The sequence below is a fragment of the Agrococcus sediminis genome, from assembly GCF_007923295.1.
Taxonomy (GTDB): domain Bacteria; phylum Actinomycetota; class Actinomycetes; order Actinomycetales; family Microbacteriaceae; genus Agrococcus; species Agrococcus sediminis.
This window is the reverse complement of the sequence record NZ_VOIR01000011.1, coordinates 569,615-586,077: the sequence shown is the minus strand read 5'-3', so window position 1 is coordinate 586,077 and position 16,463 is coordinate 569,615. Positions and strand designations below refer to the sequence as shown.

At 61.8% G+C, this 16,463-nt stretch carries 14 protein-coding genes; 13 read left to right on the top strand and 1 reads right to left on the bottom strand.

Annotated features, from left to right (window positions below; genetic code table 11):
* Nucleotides 1–49 precede the first annotated feature (49 nt).
* From FQ330_RS03200 to FQ330_RS03165, 8 genes are all read left to right on the top strand, one after another.
* Nucleotides 50–904, top strand: coding sequence for a hypothetical protein (locus tag FQ330_RS03200; RefSeq protein WP_146355168.1), 855 nt, complete (start codon nt 50–52; stop codon nt 902–904).
* A gap of 187 nt (nt 905–1,091) precedes the next feature.
* The gene (locus tag FQ330_RS03195) at nt 1,092–1,646 is read left to right on the top strand and encodes a hypothetical protein (protein ID WP_146355166.1); all 555 of its coding nucleotides are present in this window, start codon (nt 1,092–1,094) and stop codon (nt 1,644–1,646) included.
* 334 nt (nt 1,647–1,980) lie between these two features.
* The gene (locus FQ330_RS03190) at nt 1,981–2,976 is read left to right on the top strand and encodes a hypothetical protein (RefSeq protein WP_146355164.1); all 996 of its coding nucleotides are present in this window, start codon (nt 1,981–1,983) and stop codon (nt 2,974–2,976) included.
* Nucleotides 2,977–3,325: 349 nt separating this feature from the next.
* Nucleotides 3,326–4,168: a type IV pilin protein gene (locus tag FQ330_RS13675; protein ID WP_146355163.1), complete on the top strand. Its 843-nt coding sequence runs from the start codon at nt 3,326–3,328 to the stop codon at nt 4,166–4,168.
* Nucleotides 4,169–4,426: 258 nt separating this feature from the next.
* Nucleotides 4,427–5,779: a hypothetical protein gene (locus FQ330_RS03180; protein WP_146355161.1), complete on the top strand. Its 1,353-nt coding sequence runs from the start codon at nt 4,427–4,429 to the stop codon at nt 5,777–5,779.
* A gap of 261 nt (nt 5,780–6,040) precedes the next feature.
* Complete coding sequence (locus FQ330_RS03175; RefSeq protein WP_146355159.1) at nt 6,041–7,162, top strand: hypothetical protein; 1,122 nt, start codon at nt 6,041–6,043, stop codon at nt 7,160–7,162.
* A 177-nt stretch (nt 7,163–7,339) separates the two neighbouring features.
* Entirely contained in the window at nt 7,340–8,131 is a 792-nt protein-coding gene (locus FQ330_RS03170; protein WP_146355157.1) for a hypothetical protein, read from the top strand.
* A gap of 124 nt (nt 8,132–8,255) precedes the next feature.
* The gene (locus tag FQ330_RS03165; RefSeq protein WP_146355155.1) at nt 8,256–8,855 is read left to right on the top strand and encodes a hypothetical protein; all 600 of its coding nucleotides are present in this window, start codon (nt 8,256–8,258) and stop codon (nt 8,853–8,855) included.
* An 81-nt stretch (nt 8,856–8,936) separates the two neighbouring features.
* Here the strand turns inward: FQ330_RS03165 and FQ330_RS03160 are convergent, their stop codons facing one another.
* Nucleotides 8,937–9,326 carry a hypothetical protein gene (locus tag FQ330_RS03160; protein WP_146355153.1) on the bottom strand — a complete coding sequence of 130 codons (390 nt, stop codon included), beginning with the start codon at nt 9,324–9,326 and terminating at the stop codon, nt 8,937–8,939.
* A 142-nt stretch (nt 9,327–9,468) separates the two neighbouring features.
* Here FQ330_RS03160 and FQ330_RS03155 point away from each other — a divergent pair, with 142 nt between their 5' ends.
* The 5 genes from FQ330_RS03155 to FQ330_RS03135 all read left to right on the top strand — a co-directional run bounded on the left by FQ330_RS03155 (nt 9,469) and on the right by FQ330_RS03135 (nt 16,355).
* The gene (locus tag FQ330_RS03155) at nt 9,469–11,667 is read left to right on the top strand and encodes an FtsK/SpoIIIE domain-containing protein (RefSeq protein ID WP_146355151.1); all 2,199 of its coding nucleotides are present in this window, start codon (nt 9,469–9,471) and stop codon (nt 11,665–11,667) included.
* A gap of 746 nt (nt 11,668–12,413) precedes the next feature.
* On the top strand, nt 12,414–13,886 hold the full coding sequence (locus FQ330_RS03150) for a hypothetical protein (RefSeq protein ID WP_146355149.1): 1,473 nt from the start codon (nt 12,414–12,416) through the stop codon (nt 13,884–13,886).
* A complete protein-coding gene (locus FQ330_RS03145; protein ID WP_146355147.1) occupies nt 13,886–14,395 on the top strand; it encodes a hypothetical protein in 510 nt (169 codons plus the stop codon). The genes FQ330_RS03150 and FQ330_RS03145 overlap by 1 nt, the downstream gene beginning before the upstream one ends.
* Nucleotides 14,396–14,577: 182 nt before the next feature.
* The gene (locus FQ330_RS03140) at nt 14,578–15,945 is read left to right on the top strand and encodes a hypothetical protein (RefSeq protein WP_146355145.1); all 1,368 of its coding nucleotides are present in this window, start codon (nt 14,578–14,580) and stop codon (nt 15,943–15,945) included.
* Nucleotides 15,946–16,103: 158 nt separating this feature from the next.
* Nucleotides 16,104–16,355 carry a hypothetical protein gene (locus tag FQ330_RS03135; RefSeq protein WP_146355143.1) on the top strand — a complete coding sequence of 84 codons (252 nt, stop codon included), beginning with the start codon at nt 16,104–16,106 and terminating at the stop codon, nt 16,353–16,355.
* Nucleotides 16,356–16,463: the final 108 nt, after the last annotated feature.

Sequence of the window (16,463 nt, the reverse complement as noted above, 5' to 3'; positions counted from 1 at the left end):
CCCTCGTGGAGGTTTCCGCTGCCGTGGTCTCTCTACCCGCCACTCCTACTTGGAAGGCAAGCCGAGCCTGACCCCACAGGAGCTCGCAGAACTGCGCGAAGGTCGAGCAGAGCTGCTCCAACATCACCCTGAGAAGCGGAACGAGTTGTTCGCTGATGCGTTCGAGGCACAGGCGCTGACGAACACGGTCGCTTGGCAGAACCGTGTGCAGCGTCTCGGCTCCAAGTTGCCTCGGGACACCTCCGCTGAGGAGCGTGACACTCACAGGGAGGCGCAGAAGGCGAAGCTGTCCGAGATGAAGAGCGCGAAGAACCGCGTGCCCCTGACCGTTCGGGAGCGTCAGGCGTTCGTGGAAGAGGCTCGGGAGGCAGGGATGACACCGGGTGCTCTGTTCCGTCTTCGGATGCGTTCTCCGCTCGGCTTCCTGCCGGTCGCAGCGGCACAGCTCCCGCAGAAGCAACACACCTCCTCTAACGGTGGTCGCCCACCGTCAGAGGCCGGCAACCTGCGGAACTCCCCGCTCGACTTCCGCCTCACCAAGGCAGAGACCGCAGCGTTGGAGGAGACCGCGGCGCACTACCGGCTGTCCGCCTCCGACTTCGCTCGCTCCCTCATCACCGGCACCGACCCTCGTATCTCGTGGGGACACATTGGCAGCGGCGGACCAACCGGAGGTCGTGCCGCAGCTCGCCTCGCCTACTTCGAGGGTCAAGAGGAAGGGCACGAGAACCCACTCGACGCTTACGAGGGTCACTCCACCGCTGAGTGGCTGACCTCGTTCGAGGAGCAGAACCTGCCTGCGGCTGAGAAATCCGTGGAGCAGTGGCTCGAGGGCGACGACAAGGAAGTGTCCGAAGAGGAGCAGCCACAGGTGTCCGACCGCGAGCAGGCTCTCGCCGCCTGACGCACATGAACCTCCCGAGAGACCCCGCAAGCTATGTCGCGTGCGGGGTCTCTGCGATGTCGGAAGCCCCTCCCCGTCGAGCCGGAAAGACCGTGATGCCGTCTCAGACCCACCCTCGACGGCTTGCCCGATATGGATACAACGCGACCCCCATCGCAGCAACACCGACCTGACGACAAGGAACCCCGTGACCTCCACCACCGAACCCGCCACCATCGGCTCTCCCGCACGCCTCGCCCACGCCTACCTCGAGCGAGGGGCGATGGAAGACGCTCGGCAACGAGACGCCATCGACCGCAGAGGCTCCCGTTCACGTCGCATCAGGAAGATCATCGTCGGCTCGCTGCTCGTCACCGTCCTGTCGGTCACAGGTGTCGGGGAAGGGATCATCGCGCAGTCCTACAACGCGACCGTCTCGGCGTTCCGTTCGGTTGAGGAGCGAGTGTTCGAGGACCAAACGTTCGCCGGTGCGGACAACTACGGGAACACGTTCACCTTCACGCTGATCAAGGGAGGCAGGCTCGACTTCCTTAGCTACAACGGCGTGGCAGCGATAGGTGACCGTTGGGCGATCCGGGATGGACGGTTGCAGCTGACGGTCTCCTCAGTGCCCCTCTACGACGGTGAGGTGGCGGAGCAGGTCATCTACACCGCAACGTCCAAGACCCCATCGCTTGACCTGAGCCTGACCGGCGTGGATGAGGCAGGCAGAAGCCACACTCTGACTGCAGCTGCTCCCTGACCTGCGTGACTGCACCACTACCTTGCTGCCGGCCTCTGCCCCCTTACCTGCGGCTCTCCAAGTGCGATCCTCCATCGGAACTTTCATACGGCAGTAAGGACACGAGAAGCCCCATCATCTGAACCGGTTACCGAACCGCTCGACCCCGCGCCTCATTAGCAGTGCGGGGTTTCTTCATGCCCTCATGGGGTCACACAGACCCCATCGAATGCTCTGACAGACCATTCGATACAGACCGCGAAGAGCAGAAATCACACCTCTTCTGTTTCCGCTCGTTAGTTATCACTCAGTCGGTCCGATAAGGACCAACGCGACAACAACGAAAGGAACGGATATGGCATATCTGACGCAAGGGATGTTTGTTCGGGCATATCAGAAACCGCAAACCGACACCCCGCCGGATCAGCTACTCGACCCGTCCAACCCTGCTGTGCTCCCCCCATCCGCTCGTGCCACGCGCCTCGCTCTCAAAGCTCAGGCGAACCGTGCGACCTCGACCGTGATGAAGCAAGCGAACAACCTCGCAGCGGGAGCAGACAAGGATGGCGAGCAGGTCAGAGGATGGAAGAACCTGTGCTCCGCTGCACTGTGGGGAATGGTGTCCACGATGCCCCGCACGTCAGGAGCGAAGACAGTAGAGGCATACGAGCTGTGGTTCCTCACACAGGAGGGCAACCTCGACCGGCTACGAGCGACTGCGAGGGAGCTCGCTAACCGCTTCCACGACCAATACGGCTACTACCTGACCGCTCAGGTAGCCCTCGACGTGATGACCCTCCGCATCCTTGATGAGACGTGGGACGGAGCCGAAGGGGAGATTCTCGGGAAGGACTTGCTTGCGACCTCCGCGATTCTCAAAGAACTCGGCTCATACTCGGGATGGGAGTACCTTCGTGTCCGGTTCGCTACTGACTTCGAGGATGCGACGTTTGCCGTGGACTTGATCGTGGAGAACATGCTCGGCGAACCGGTCATCGGGTGGCAAGTTAAGAACGGACCATACTTCGTCAGCACGGCTCGCAGGCAGAACTCTCGTTTTCACCGCGACAAGGTGAAGAACATCAAGGCGAACAACCTGTGGCTCGAGACGAATCCGACCGCCCTGAGCGTCAGGTACCTCGACACCGCTGACATCAAGGCAGGCATCCTCCGCTCAATCAAGAACGGGATGTTCCTGCGAGAACTGAAAGCGTTCGAGAAGGACTCGAGTCGCGTGCTCTACCCGAACGAGCACCTCGTGGAGGTTGTCCCCGCCGACGCTCCCCCGCTACTGCATCGGACACCCGAAGAAGGGATGAAGCACTCCTCCGCTCACCACGTTTTCTTGTGATTGTCAGCGAACACCACATCGCGGAACCCCCGTCTCACTCCCGAGGCGGGGGTTCCGCCGTGCGGTGGATGGAATAGCCATGCCAAGCGGAAAGTCTATTAGGAGTCAGATGGCGGTGACCCGAGAGCAAAGCATTTCCGACACCTGCCACCGAAAACTTCGCAATGTGACACTTCTGCGCAAACCACCCGTTAGTGATAAGTCAGCAGTGAATGAGAACGACGCCACGAGGCATGGAAGACCATAGAAGGGCATAGAACGCGACGCCCTCGTCTCGGTCGATACAGTTTTCGCCCACTGCACCCGATATATCCCTCGGAACTTCCCGACAACGAAAGGTAAAACAACTATGATCAACAAGCTCAAAGCCCTCCGCAACAACGAAGAGGGCTTCACCCTCATCGAACTGATGGTGGTGGTGCTCATCATCGGTGTGCTCGCAGCCATCGCCATCCCCGTGTTCCTGAACCTTCAGGCAAACGCGACGAAAGCATCCATGAAGTCTGACGTGAAGAACACAGTCTCCGAGGTTGCGAAGCACCTCGTGTCCAACCCGACTGCAGCCACCTTGGACAGCTCCAAGACCGGCAGTGACGGCGCAGCCACCGGACCCGTGACACCTGTTGTCTCGCAGGACGACACCACGGTCGAGGTCGCAGGCTCATGGAGCGGCTACACCGTTTCCGCCGCCAACGAGAACATTGACGACTTCGGCTTCGCCCACTACTCGTCTGACACCGCCCCTGCTACTGCTCATGCACCTGCTGCTGTCGCAGGTCAGGGCGGCACTAACGTCGAGCTGAGCACCGTCACATCGGCACCTGAAGCACCTGCCGCTCCCGGAGCAGGGACAGGCACCACCGGCATCTCCCTGCCAACCTCCACCTCCTTCCTTGCTGCTTACGGCGAAGTGAATGGGGCAGTGGACGAGCTGAACTCCATCCTGAACACGATGGGTGGACCGTCCAACCTCGAGAGCCTGTTCGTATCCGGTGGCACCCTGTACGTCTATGACCTCGACGGCAACTTCTACTCCGCACCGGTCGCTGACAATGTCCGCATCAACCAAATGCCGGAAGGTTACATCGAGGTCATCTCCGAGAGTGACTACGGCTACCAATACAGCTCCATCGACGGCTACGCCGGTTTCGACGCGGACGGGAACTTCTTCCGCTCCCCAACCCGCCCGTAACTCACGGAACCCTGAACCCCCACTTCCTTCCGAGGTGGGGGTTCAGTCGTATACCCACCATCCCGAACGTCAGGGACGGACGAAACTCTCGCCCACGTTTTCCCGTTTTGACCGATATGAGGGGTGACAACGAACGAAAGGGAGGAACCCGCCATGTCAGAAGCACATCCCGCTCTCCGCAGCCGCAGGGACGCATACAGAGACTTCACGCGAGCCGCGACATCCTTCGCCACCCGGCGAGCCGCCTACGAAGCGATCGTGAAGAAGCATGGCGAGCAGTCAGATGAGGCGAAGGAGCACGAAGCCGCCTATCAGGAAGCCGTCACGAAGCACGGCGAGCAGTCTGCCGAAGCAAGGGAGCACCAAGTCGCTCATCGGGCTGCCGTTAGGAAGCACGGCGAGCAGTCCGCTGAGGCGAAGAAGCTTCTCCCTGCTCTTCGCACATCCGAGACCGCATACACGAAGCGTCGTAAAGAACTCGAGCTGCGGGCAGTGTGGTCTCGAGAGGAGTTCCTCCGCGAGAGGGACACATTCCTTGATGACGTTGTGCTCGTAGATGACGAGGGTGAGCCGCAGCGTGACGAAGCCGGAAACACGATCCCCATGACGGACCTGAACCAACTCCACCCTCAGCATCAAGCCGCCAAGGTACAGAAGTGGGAAGAGTTGTCCATCTTCCTCGCCGCCTACGACCGGCTCGCGCAGCCGGAGAACGAGGAGGAGTTCGGCGCTCGACGGGAGGAAGCACAGTTGGCGGCATGGGTTGAGTCGTTCTTCCGCAGCGTCTCTCGGACAGACCGCCCCTCCGACACACCATCCCGCCCGATGCTCCCTACTCGGAATGAGGATGTGTTGGCGATGGTCGCCTACATCGAGCGCGAGCAGAAGCCCGAGAAGGTCACCCCTCCGACGACAGAGAAGCAGGCACTCATGCGGGCGAAGGCGGAAGAAAACCGAGCCAAGATCGCTGAGCTGATCGTCGCCGCTGTCAATGAGGCCCAAGAACGCCTCGCAGCAGGGTTGGAGTTCACTGCCGTCGCAGAAGAGGCACTTCTCAAGCGTGAAGCCGCAGCCGCCATTCAGGTTGAGCACGACGCAGCCGCAGCGGCTCGCGCAGTAGAGAAGCCGAAAGCGAAGAAGTCGGTGAAGCAGGTCAAGCCGGTCGCGTCCACTGCACCGGACGCTGTGGAACAGACCGACGAAGCCGACACCATCGACGCTGCCGCTCAGGTATTGGACCTGCTGCACAGCTCACGGAAGAAGGCTGCCGAGGTCGTGGAAGAGGTCGAGCCTGCGGATGAGGAAGAAGCTCAGGTCGAGGAGCAGACGACTCGTATTGCCCCACCACCACTGATGCCGCGTTCTCAGCCGCGTCCTCAACTGCCGCCGCGACCTGCCCCGATGGCTCCGGCAGCGGAGGAGGAGATTGCTTCACAGCCGAAGGTTCCGCTGCCCACCGCTGCTGCTCCGGCGAAGCCACCCGTGCCGACAGCCGCTGCCGCAGTCACTACGGCTCGGCAGATGCCTCCTCCCCCTCGCCCTGCCGCACAGGAGGAGCACGAGGAGACCCTGTTGGAGAAGTTCCTGAAACGTATGGGGCTGAAGTCCTAACCCTGTCGAGCCGCCACCTCGAGACCCCCTCCTATCAGCACTCGGGAGGGGGTCTCATGCGCGCCGATACCGATGTCCTTCCTGCCCTATGAAAGTCCTCCCCGGCGACCTGCCCTGAATCGGTCCGATAGCTCCCACCGTCGCACCTCGCATCCCCCGCCCCGTGTCGGGAGCTCGCAGATACTCGTCCGCTCACACCATGAACTTTTACCGATATTGAGGGGGACACAGCGACCAACCATCGCAACGAAAGGAACCATCATGATCAAGAAGCAGAAAGCAGCGCTGACACTCGCTGTCGCCGCCGGCCTCATCGCCCTCCCCACCGCAGCTCACGCCACCACCGGCGAAGAGGTCTCCACCAACCCTCCCTACTCATGGGTCGAGAACGGTGTCATCTTCACCGACCTGAACGGTGACGGCATCGCTGACGAAGGCACACCCGAGCACCCCATCACCTCATGGCTCGAGGACGGGGTGATCTTCACCGACCTGAACGGTGACGGCATCGCTGACGAAGGCACACCCGAACACCCCATCACCTCGTGGGTCGAGAACGGCGGCGTCTACACCGACCTGACCGGCGACGGCATCGCTGATGAGGCAGTGTCAGCCACCCCACCGTCCGAGACCGCCCCCGCTCCTGACGACGCAGCTCCTACCTCCCCGCAGATCATCGACGGCGAGAAGACAGACACTCCCGTGTTCGAGAAGACGGAGCCTGCGGACCTGTCCAACGAATGGGTGAAGGACGGTCTCCGCTTCATCGACCTCGATGGAAATGGCATCGCTGACGGCTTCACCCTCGCGGACCCTCCACAGTCTTGGACGGCGGATGGGGTCATCTACTTCGACTTCGACCATGACGGTATCGCTGACGGAGGCGTGCCTGCTTCCGCTCCCCCATTCGAGGAGCGTGACGAAGCACACGCGTCCGAGGCTCGAGCCTTCACCTCCGCGACAGAGACGGAGCTCTCCTCCTCTGCCGCCCCTGCGGAGAAGACCTCCTCCATGAGGATCGCCACCATGAGGGCAGCAGCTGCGGATGTTCCCGCAACTACTCCTGCTCCACCTTCGACCGCTCCTTCCGCAACACCGCAGCCGCTGCAGGACAGCGCACCGGCACCCGTGCCACCGGCAGGGGTCACTGCACCCACCACGCCGACCGAGCAGCCTGTTGCCACTCCTGTCCGTGCCGGTGACATCCCTGCCGCAGAGGAGCCGACCGCAGCCACAGCTGACCCTGTCGCAGAAGCCGCTCCTGCTGCTCCTGCTGCGTCGTCGCTCGTGAAGACCGGTTCTGACGGCGGGTGGATCATCCTCGTCGGACTCGCGTCCCTGCTCGCAGGGTTGCTCGTCGTCGGTCGCAGCCGCCTCGCCTGATGCCCGCCCACTGAACCCCGCAGAGTTCCTCCGCCTGCGGGGTTCAGTGCCACCCGCAAACGATCCCACCGACCACTTGGGGAACACCGCCCGTTAGGGATAACCCATAACGAACATCTACTACCGAAAGGCAGGTCAGCAATGACAACTGCAGTACCGCTCGTCAAGCGTCCAAGCGTGACGCTTCCGCTCTACAACTCCCGCGACCACCAAACCGCCGTCATGCTCACGGCGTGGGCAGCGAAACGCGCACTGCTGAACGAGGCGGAACGTCTGCGACTGCTCGCATCCGTCACCGACCCTGAGCTCCTGCTCGTGATGTTCCCGGACTCCACACCACAGGAGAAGTTCTCCCTCGCCTCCAACCCGGACACGCCCGACGCGGTGCTCAGCGACCTTGCCCGCAACATCGGGGTAGTCACCATGGGAGAGCACGAGGATGGCAACCCCCTCTACATCGCTGTCCGTCAGCCACACCCGCAGCGAGCAACCCTGAAACTGCTCATCCTTCTGAACCCGAACACGTCCGATGAGGTGGTGGCAGACCTGACCGGCGAAGCAGTGGACCTGCTTCACCCGCGCTCCATCGCCCTGTCCCGGTTCTTCGCAAACGGCTCCGTCACGCAGCAGGTGTTCGCAGCGAACTACGACCTCACCCCCGCAGTAGTCCTGCAGACGCTCGCTGAGGAAGGCACCCCGCAGGTGCGCGTGGCAGTCGCCATGAACAGGGCAACACCGGCAGAGACGCTCCTAAGCCTCCACGCAGATCACGAACCGTGCCTGCTCGGCATCACAGCCGCGTCCGTGGTCACCTCCCGAGCTGACGACATCCGAGCAGTGTTCCCGCACGCCACAGCAGACACCACCCTCACTGACCTTCTCAAAGAGGTGACGGAGGATGCTTTCGCTCCTGACACCCTCGCCGCCGAAATCCGCGACCGGTACTTCGCCACTATTGACGAAGACTGAACACAACTACACCCACGAAAAGGAACAAACAATGACGACACCAAAGAGCGCTCCCGTGCGAAAGCCCCGAGCCACTAAGCCGAAGCCACCCACGCATCCTGACCGCATCAAGGACCCACGCGACATGGAAGCGATGTTCGCATCGCCTGATCGCCTGATCCTCTTCGCTCGTAGGACCGACGACCTTGACCTCATCGCCTTCTACTACGAGCAGCGAGCAGACCACCTCTTCATCCGCATCGGGCTTGCGCAGAACAGCGACACCCCCGCATGGATGCTGACCGAGCTCTCCCATGATCCGGCAGAACAGGTTCGCAGTGCGGTCGCCTCCAACCCGAACGCTGACGATGACACCATCCGCTACCTCGCGGACGAAGACGCACAGGCTGTCTACCCGGCACGTGAAGAGGGATGGTTCGAGAAGGATTGGTTCACCTACCATGCCGCGAAGAACCCGTCCCTGCCGGAAGACCTCAGCTCGGTGCTCGCCCACCACCGCTCCGAAGTCATCAGGAGCGTCATCGCCGCTCGCACCGACACCTCGGTGGAGACCCTCCTTTGGATGATCCTGCGTGACAAGCGGGCAGTCGTCCGGCAGGCAGCGAAGGCGCAGGACTTCCGCATCCGCTCGTGGCTCCGCACCACCCACCCGCAGCTTGCCGGCCTCGAGGTCAAGGAAGCAGCTCGTCGCCTGTTCGCCATCGCCAACCACAATGCCGCGTGACTGTTGCTGAACCGCGAAACGACTGACCCCCTCCAAGCACATCAGGAGGGGGTCAGTCGTTTCGATGACACGCATCGAGCGTCAGAACGGGAAGCGGTCACCATCAGAGCCGACCGCATGAGAGGCCGGCACGGCGACAAGCTCACCCATGTCCCCATCCCATGTCATGGACACCTGCCACATGCTCTGAAGCACCATGCCTGCCTCGACGGACTGCTGAATGCTGTGGAGGAACGCTCCGCCTGAGTTGATGAGGATGGATGCGACTTCCTCACCCTCGATGGGGGAAGTCTCCCGAGCTTCGGTGATCGCTTCGGTGAACCGGTCCCGAGTTGAGGTCATCAGGTCGAGCAGTACCTGAACCTGTGTGTCAAGGTCAGCGATGACAGCCTCCTGTTGCTTATTGAGGCTTGTGTGCGTTGTAGTCATGGCGACCTCCTTCTTCATGAGTTCGGGGACCTTGTGGTCCATCTTCCATTCTCTCATCTACAACACCCGCACCATCGTTTTCCGTCCCACCGTCGCCATACCCGCAGCGTCGTTATGGAACGAGCCGTCCACTTTTCCCGTTTTCCGCCGATATAGAGGGGGACACTGACGAAAGGAACGCTCTATGCCTCCACTGCCCCCGATTCCCCCGCTCCCCCCTCGACCACACGAAGTCGAACAGGGTTGGGAATGGGAAGACCCTGCTGAACTGATCCCTGACACCACCGATGAGGTCTCCTTCGAGGACGACACCACACCTACGCTCGAGTTGCCTCCCGCTACGCAGTCCACCTCAAACGTCCCGTCCGGTCTCAGCGCGGAGATGGAGCGTAAGCACGCTGCTCTCGCTCAGAAGCGGGCGAAAGCGGCGAAGCTCGCCGTGCTCCCTGCCCCGCCTGCCCCTGCCCGTGCAGTTGTCCGACAGACGAAGCCGCAGGTCCGTAAGCCTTCCCCTCTCACGTCCGCGAAGACGAGCATCCGCAAGCCCACTATGGGCGAGGTGGTCAAGGGAGCCGCAGTCACAGGACGCATCATCCGCAAGGTATGGACCAAGCTGACCCCCATCCACGCGTTCCTGCTGTGGGGCGTGCTTCCACCTCTCGTGGTGCTCAACCCTGCCGTTCTGCAGGTGCTGTCCTCAGTGGCACCCGCCCTCATCCCGTGGCTCATCCTCGCAGGCATCCCTGCCATGTGGATCACCGGCATCGTCAAGCACGTGAAGAAAAAGAAGGGGAGCAACAAGCGGCGTTCCTCCAAACAAGGATCGACAACCGCGCAACAGGTCGCCGCTTCAGTGTTGGACAGGCTCATGCAGGCGAAGCCTCTCAACGAGCATTACTCCCCCGTGAAAGAGTTCGAGGAGGAGAAGACGGAGACGGTCAAGGTGAAGGTTCGCCGCAACGGAAAAACCGTCACAGAAGAGAAGCCTCAAAAAGTGAAGTTCGTGAACGAGGACGCTCGACTGCGCAACACTCGTCGCAATCTTCGGGTCTACTTCCCGAACGTCCGTCCTGACGGCGCGAAGGATACCGACCACTTCGAGGTATGGATGAAGCTTGGTGACCACAAGCAGGCTGACGTGGAACGCTTCGCGGAGAACATCCGCTCCATCCTGCGCGCCTACGAGGTGACCCCATCGAACAGGCGTGAACTCCCCGAGCGCGACAGTCGCTCCTACGCCCGGTTCATCGTAGACATGGAGCGGAGAGCAGACATCCTCCGCGTGTCGGCTCCCGGTGAAGACTTCTTCCGCGCCCACCCCGCTACCGACCCGATGGACCTGCCGTTGGGTATCACGGACAAAGGGGAAATCTTCCGGTTTAAGGTCCACCACACGATGTTGGGTGGACAGACAGGCGCAGGTAAGGGATCGTTCGTCCAAGGCATCATCCGTCAGGAAGCCCGCTTCGTGGAGGCCGGCAAGGTGCAGCTGTGGGGCATCGACCCGAAGAACGCAGAGCTCCTCGACTTCGCACACAGCACGCTGTTCCATAAGGTTCCCATGCTCATCGAGAACGAAGACGGCGAGCTTGTCGGCTCTCGTTATTATCGCTCAGCCTTCACGGAGGATGAGCAGATCAACTCCATCAAGGTGCTGTACGAAGAGATGAAGGTACGGTCAGCGACGAACGGGGGGCGCAAGTTTCAGGCGACCCGTCGCCGCCCGCTGATCATCATGATTATTGACGAGTACGGCTCCATGCGAAAGAACAAGCGGTTCGATAAAGAGGCTTCCCAACTCCTGTTCGAGATTTTGGCTCAGGGTCGTGCTCTCGGTATCTTCATCATCGGTGCCACGCAGAACGTGACAGGGGACATCCTCGGACCGGAGCGTGTGAACTTTGTGAACTTCTTCACCCTGAAGATGAAGTACTCCAACCACGGTGCCATCATCCTTGGACCGGAAGCTGTCGCTGCAGGAGCAGACCCACGCGAGAACATCTCGGGCGACATGCCGGGAACCGGCTTCGCTGTCATCGAGGGAAAACACGACTACGACGACGACGGCAAGGGCTTCATCCGCTTCCGCTTCGCCTACACCGAAGACAAAAGCATCAAGGCTCTCTCCGAACGGACGATGGACCCTGCGGGTCGAGCCGAACGCGAGCAGGCTGCCATCAAAGAAGCGGAAGAGTTGCTCCAAGACGAGGGTTTCCAAGCCTACATCAACGACCTCATCGAGAAAGGTCCTGACGACGAAGGCATCGAACCGGTCACGGAGGATGACATCAGGAAGGGTCGTATTGGTTCGCTGTACTACCTCTACGACAAGCATCTTGATGACATCGAGTTCGGCGACCTTCGGCACGGCGAGACTTCTTGACACATCTGTCGCACATCTGCCGATAATGAAGGTAAGGCAGCCGCTCACCCGCTGCCGGGATTACCTTTCGTGTCGCATACAGGAGAAGCGGGACCCAACTGTAATGGGGTCCCGCTTCTCCCTTTTCTGTGTCAGACGCCTCCGGCAGCGTGTCATATGACGCGGCAAGAGGCCGGCGGAAGCGAGCGAGTGATGGAGCAGGCGAAACTGACTGCGGAGCAGCAGGTCATCATCGTGGCGGTCGGCAGAGCCGCTGACCCGCACACCTCAGTAGGTCTGCTCGATGTGCTCGCAGCTCACGATGATCACCGGGTTCGCCGTGCGGTCGCCACTAACCCTCGCACCCCCGCCTACCTGATGAGGGCGCTCGCCAACGACCCGCTCGCGGTCGTCCGCCGTGCCGTCGCCTCCTCCCCGAACGCACCCACCGAGGTGCTCTGCTCCACCGCCCAAGACGCTGACAGGGAGGTGAGGAATGCGGCACGCGCCACCCTTCGTTACCGAACCCGGCTCGCCCACGACTGCGACTGCGGGAAGCCCCACCATCCCTCCATCACGTAAGGGACATAGGAAAAAACGAAGCCCTCCACCTCATCCGTTTCACGAGGTGGAGGGCTTCTTCTATTGCGTTCCTCATTCTCTCGTCCCCGGTGCCGATAACGGCAGAGACAACGAAACCTCTGCGAGGCAAGCCCGCCACATCACGCCGTTAGTGATGAAGAAGGCTGACGAAAGGAACTAACCCTATGACCACGACCACACCTACGGAGAAGCAGGCACTGAAACAACAGTTTCGTAACCTGCTGTTCCTTGACCACTATTACAAGACGCAGCTCTCCGGCATGACAGCTGAACGCTGCTGCCGGACCCTCCCGTCCTCCACGAACGGTCATGTCGGTCTCGAGCTCCGCACCTACGGCGGCGGCAGGAAGCACGCTTCCGCCTCCAACCTCCAACGCTCACGGTCACACACCTGCCCGGTGTCCAACTACCTCCAACAGGTGAAGAACAAGTCTGAGCTCCGCTACCTCACCGAGCAGCACTACAAGGCCGGCGGCACCGTCCTCATGGGCACCTTCACGCTCCGCAACGCCTCCTCGCAGACCCCGCCCTTCTTCTACTCGCAGCGGGAGGAGTTCCGTCGTGCCTACAAGAACATCGACAACCCCGTTACCGGCATCGACCCTGCTGCCTCGTTCTATGAGGCGGAGAAGGCGGGCTTTGCGGAATGGCACGCTCAGAACCCGCAAGCGAACTCGTGGGATGCGTGGGACTTGACGAAGCAGCTCGACGCTCTCAACGCAGGCGTGTCAGCGATGTTCGACGCCGGTGACCGGTGGAAACGGAACAAGGAGATGTTCCAAGTGATCGGTCGCGTCCTGTCAGTTGAGGTGGTCTCCACACCGAGCACCATCACTCTGCCTGACGGCACGACCCGCACGTCATGGAAGAAGGCACGCCATCACGCACACGTCCACTACATGCTCTTCATCGCCCGGAATGACATCACCCCTGCCGAGGTCGAGTTCCTCCGCAAGAAACTTCATGGCAGGTGGAACAACGGCGTGACGAAGCACGGTTACACCTCCGCTCTCGCAGGTCAGCAGCTCGAACTGCTCGAGACAGTCGAGGAGGCAGTGAAAGCCGCTGAATATGTAGCGAAGGGCGGCAACAACGGATGGACGTACAACACCGCCATCCGTGAAGGCACGGACCCTTCCGCCGCCAAGGACATGTTCCGTCCGCTGCGTGACGCTGCTTACGCCCTCGGTCACTCAGACGGCGACCCCTACGCAGGTCTCATGTGGCGGAACCTCGAGGGTGCCCTGTTCCGTCGCCGGATGATCCGCACCTCGATCCCCCTCGCTCAGCGTTACAACCTCTCCGCCTACCGCGACACGCAGGCGGAGGAACGCCGTGCCGCAGTCAAGCAGGTGGAGCAGCTCTGCTTCTTCGACCGGGCTACATGGTCACAACTGCTGAAGGAAAGCCCGCAGCTCCGCACCGAGCTGCTGACCATCGCAGAGAACGAAGGGGCAGAGGTTGTCCGGCAGCTCCTTGACGACCTCGAAATCCCATACCACCTGACCCAACGTGAGGCAGTCAGTAGAACCCCTGCTCCCGTCCCCGCTCCTCTTTCTGTCGGAGAGCCTGCAGCGCCTGCTGCGCCGGTGGTCGAGGTCGAGGGACCGCTCGTGGAGTTGGCGGTGGCAGCGTGATGGAAGAGCCGGAACTGCCGGAGGGGTGCGAGATGCTCACCCGAGAGCAGGTCGCTCGCACCCGACAGCTCCACGCATCAACGGACGCGGCAGAGCTCTTGGAAGCAGCAGTCCACCCTGACCATCCCATCAGGGTGGCTGCTGCGAGGAACCCGCACACCCCTGCCGAGGCGGTGCTGAACCTCGCCACCCGAGACACTCACCCGCAAGTCATCGAGGAAGCTCTCGACAACCCTGCCTGCCCGATACAGGCACTCATCCGCACAGTCGTGTCCGCGGACCGCTTCACGAGCAGGAAGGCTGCGACCGTGCTGCTTTCCACCCGCTACCGGCACCTGTGCGACTACTTGACCGACCCGACGACGCCCCTCCACGACCTCATCACCGCCACCTACGCGAACGACGCCGTCGTGGAGGAGCTCTCCTACGACGCTCTCCGCACCGTCCGAGCGAAGGAATGGCAGGAGCATCTCGCCACTCTGCCTCCGCAGCCTCTGCCTGACGCGTAGGCAACCTCGAGAGGCCGGCATCCGCTCGGCACGACCCCTCGTATCCCATCCCACTTCGTGGTGCCTTTTTCCCGAACGAGAACCGATAACAACTGTGACACCGACCCACGAAAGGAACCACTATGTGCCGATCCACCACCGACCCACGAGGAGGAGTTCGCTGCAGCGCTCATCTGTTTGAGATGCACGAGAAAGCGGAGCAGGACTACCGCGACAAGCTCAACGACCCCACCGCTCCCGAGAAGGCACGCGCACGTGCAGAGAAGCGATACAACGAGCTCGACCGCGAGCTCGACTGTGTGGCACTCACCGAGCACGACCAAGCGGAGCAGACCCTCACCCGCATCGAGGCTAAGGCCCTCGCCGGTAAGCAGGTCAGTCCGGTCGAGGAAGGGCGGGGCAAGCGAGCAGTCGCCACGATCACTCGCCACGAACACCTCGAAGATGTCCGAGCCAACGGCACACCGGATGAGCGTGCCGAGCTTCGGCAGACGGAGAAGGAAGCGGTCTCCCGCAAGAACGCCGAGCGCTACCTGAACTCCATCACCTTTCCGGGCGAGATGGGCACTGTCCTTCCCGACCGAAACGCAGACGTGGCGGACACCTTCGGCTACATCATCTACAAGCAGCTTCGTCCGGGCAGCAAGTCACCGAAGGACGGCACCGTTCTTACGGATGCCGAACAGCAGGCATACGCCACAGCCCTCACCGAGTTCGATGACGGTATCGAGTACCGCACCAAGCCTGCCGAGCCGGAGCCGGAAGAGACCGCTCAGCCGGAGGCTGCGGCAGTCAAGCCTGCCCCAACCGCTGCCGAGGTATTGGCTCTGCTCAGGGCTGCCCGCACCACCGAACCTGAAACGGACACAGCTGTGGCGGAAGCCTCTCCCATCACTGCTCCTACGGAACAGTCACAGGAGGGACAGCCTGCGGCTACCCTTCCCTCTCCTGCCGAGGAGCACGACCCTGCGGCGGCAGTTCGTCACGAAGCGGCGCTGCAGGCGTGGCGGAAGAAGGAGCAGAAGCGGCAGCAGGAGCTCGAAGCCGCGTGGGACGCGGAGGACGCGAAGCGTGCCGCTGCTGATAGAGCGAAGTTGGCACAGACCCAACGTGAGCAACAGATCGCGGAAGAGGTGCGCAAACAGGCGAAGCGTGCGAACCCGAAGCGTGCGAAGACAAGGAGCGTCGCTGCATACAAGGAAGCACGCAAGCGCTCGCAGGGAACCTTGTACCGCGCAACGCTCAACCCGTTCTCCAAGGAGTACATCGCCGCTCGCAACGCCGAGGATCAGCACATTGGACGGTTCAGCCCCGAGGAGCGGAAGAGCGCTCGAAAGGCAGTAGCACGCCAACGGTTCCTTGCGCTGATTCCCGGCACCGATGCACACGAGCGCGCTCTCCTGCAGATGGACGAACAGCGGGAGATGGAACGCAAAGCGCAGAGGGCTGCTGAGCGTGCGCAGGAGCAAGCTGCCGCCGCGTCACGCGTGGACGCACGCACGAAACGGAAGGAGAAGGTCGCAAGCCTCTTCTCCTTCGGTCGGAGTTAGTCGAAACACTGACCCGTCGAGACCCCCACACGCGTCAGACCGTGTGGGGGTCTTCGTGTGACGCCGGACCGCCGGCCCCGAGCTCCTGTCAGAAGCAGCCACACAGATTTCCCGTTTCAGCCGATATCAGGGATGACCGCACACCGAAAGGAACCACCATGACCCATCCACTCGCCACTCGCCCCACCATCGACAACGTGAACGACCTCGCCGCCTACTCCCACGACATCGGACTCCATGAGCAAGCCACAGCAGAAGATCGCATCCGCCGGTTCGAGGAGACCCACAACGTCACCCTCGTGCACCCCGCCCGAGCGATGTTCGCCAACTACTCCGGCTTCTTCCACGCAACTACCGGACGGCTTCCGCAGCCCCTACCCGCCGAGGAACTGCAAGTCGTGAACGACTGACTTACCTCTCCGAAAGCCCCGCAGTCACCACCCTGCGGGGCTTTCGTCTGCCCGCAAGCGACAGTGGGAGGCTCAACACAGCATTGGAACCTCCGAAAACAGGCCCGG